This is a genomic window from Hydrogenophaga sp. LT287 (assembly GCF_055702805.1).
The window spans coordinates 1-2500 of the sequence record NZ_JBVPZC010000054.1; the positions used below are offsets into that span (position 1 = coordinate 1).

2 rRNA genes (1 of these 2 cut by a window edge) are annotated in these 2500 nt (G+C 51.3%); both read right to left on the minus strand.

Annotated features, from left to right (window positions below):
• Positions 1-84: 84 nt before the first annotated feature.
• A 5S ribosomal RNA gene (gene rrf / locus AC0GNR_RS18940) occupies positions 85-197 on the minus strand.
• A 195-nt stretch (positions 198-392) separates the two neighbouring features.
• Positions 393-2500, minus strand: a 23S ribosomal RNA gene (locus AC0GNR_RS18945) (it continues 771 nt past the right edge of the window).

Below are 2500 nucleotides of genomic sequence, written 5' to 3' on the forward strand. Positions count from 1 at the left end.
CTATCGGCGCGAACTATTTAAGAATCCAGAAAGCCCAAACCCCCAGGTACACGGGGTACGAGGGGGTTTGGGGGGCTGGTAAGAGCCTGACGATGACCTACTTTCACACGGGAATCCGCACTATCATCGGCGCAAAGTCGTTTCACTGTCCTGTTCGGGATGGGAAGGAGTGGTACCAACTTGCTATGGTCGTCAGGCATAAAGGGTTGCCGCTGCAGCACCAGGGTGCTACGGCGACGAATTCATAGAGCTTCGAATCAGCTGTCTTTTTGATTGCTGCCAACGTTATGGATCAACGGTGTTGAATTCCATAAGGGCATAACTGGACTACAAACGGTTGTGTATTGTAGTCGGGTGACATTCAAACTGTTGATGGATTAGATCAAAGTTATAGGGTCAAGCCTCACGAGCAATTAGTACTGGTTAGCTTAACGCATTACTGCGCTTCCACACCCAGCCTATCAACGTCCTGGTCTTGAACGACTCTTTAGGGGGCTCAAGGCCCCGGCAGATCTCATCTTGGAACGAGTTTCCCGCTTAGATGCTTTCAGCGGTTATCTCTTCCGCACTTAGCTACCCGGCAATGCCACTGGCGTGACAACCGGTACACCAGAGGTGCGTCCACTCCGGTCCTCTCGTACTAGGAGCAGGCTTCCTCAAATCTGCAGCGCCCACGGAAGATAGGGACCAAACTGTCTCACGACGTTTTAAACCCAGCTCACGTACCTCTTTAAATGGCGAACAGCCATACCCTTGGGACCGGCTACAGCCCCAGGATGAGATGAGCCGACATCGAGGTGCCAAACACCGCCGTCGATATGAACTCTTGGGCGGTATCAGCCTGTTATCCCCAGAGTACCTTTTATCCGTTGAGCGATGGCCCTTCCATACAGAACCACCGGATCACTATGTCCTGCTTTCGCATCTGCTCGACTTGTCAGTCTCGCAGTTAAGCACGCTTATGCCATTGCACTATTAGCACGATGTCCGACCGTACCTAGCGTACCTTCGAACTCCTCCGTTACACTTTGGGAGGAGACCGCCCCAGTCAAACTGCCTACCATGCACTGTCCCCGATCCAGATAATGGACCTAGGTTAGAACCTCAAACACACCAGGGTGGTATTTCAACGTTGGCTCCACAAGATCTAGCGACCCTGCTTCAAAGCCTCCCACCTATCCTACACAGATCTGTTCAAAATTCAATACAAAGCTACAGTAAAGGTTCATGGGGTCTTTCCGTCTTTCCGCGGGGAGATTGCATCATCACAAACATTTCAACTTCGCTGAGTCTCAGGAGGAGACAGTGTGGCCATCGTTACGCCATTCGTGCAGGTCGGAACTTACCCGACAAGGAATTTCGCTACCTTAGGACCGTTATAGTTACGGCCGCCGTTTACTGGGACTTCGATCAAGAGCTTGCACCCCATCAATTAATCTTCCAGCACCGGGCAGGCGTCACACCCTATACGTCCACTTTCGTGTTTGCAGAGTGCTGTGTTTTTAATAAACAGTCGCAGCCACCAATTTTTTGCAACCCGTTCGTGCTCAGATGTTCTCATCACACTACAAGGGCACACCTTCTTCCGAAGTTACGGTGTCAATTTGCCGAGTTCCTTCTCCTGAGTTCTCTCAAGCGCCTTAGAATACTCATCTCGCGCACCAGTGTCGGTTTGCGGTACGGTCAATTACAAGCTGAAGCTTAGTGGCTTTTCCTGGGACCTCGTTCAGTTACTTCGCGAGCAAGCTCGCTCGATCAATGGCCTCGGTATATGACACGCGGATTTGCCTACGTGTCGCCTACATCCATCTAAACCGGCACATCCAACCGCCGGATAACCTATTAAGATCCGTCCCCACATCGCACTTGTAATCGGTACAGGAATATTGACCTGTTTCCCATCAGCTACGCATCTCTGCCTCGCCTTAGGGGCCGACTCACCCTACGCCGATGAACGTTGCGTAGGAAACCTTGCGCTTACGGCGAGGGGGCTTTTCACCCCCTTTAACGCTACTCATGTCAGCATTCGCACTTCTGATACCTCCAGCATCCTTTACAAGATACCTTCACAGGCTTACAGAACGCTCTCCTACCACTTGCAATAAATTGCAAATCCGCAGCTTCGGTAACTGGCTTAGCCCCGTTACATCTTCCGCGCAGGACGACTCGATCAGTGAGCTATTACGCTTTCTTTAAATGATGGCTGCTTCTAAGCCAACATCCTGACTGTTTTAGCCTTCCCACTTCGTTTCCCACTTAGCCCGTTTTAGGGACCTTAGCTGGCGGTCTGGGTTGTTTCCCTCTTGAGTCCGGACGTTAGCACCCGGTGCTCTGTCTCCCAAGCTGTACTCGTCGGTATTCGGAGTTTGCCTTGGTTTGGTAAGTCGCCATGACCCCCTAGCCAAAACAGTGCTCTACCCCCGACGGTAATACTTGAGGCACTACCTAAATAGTTTTCGGAGAGAACCAGCTATTTCCAAGTTTGTTTAGCCTTTCACCC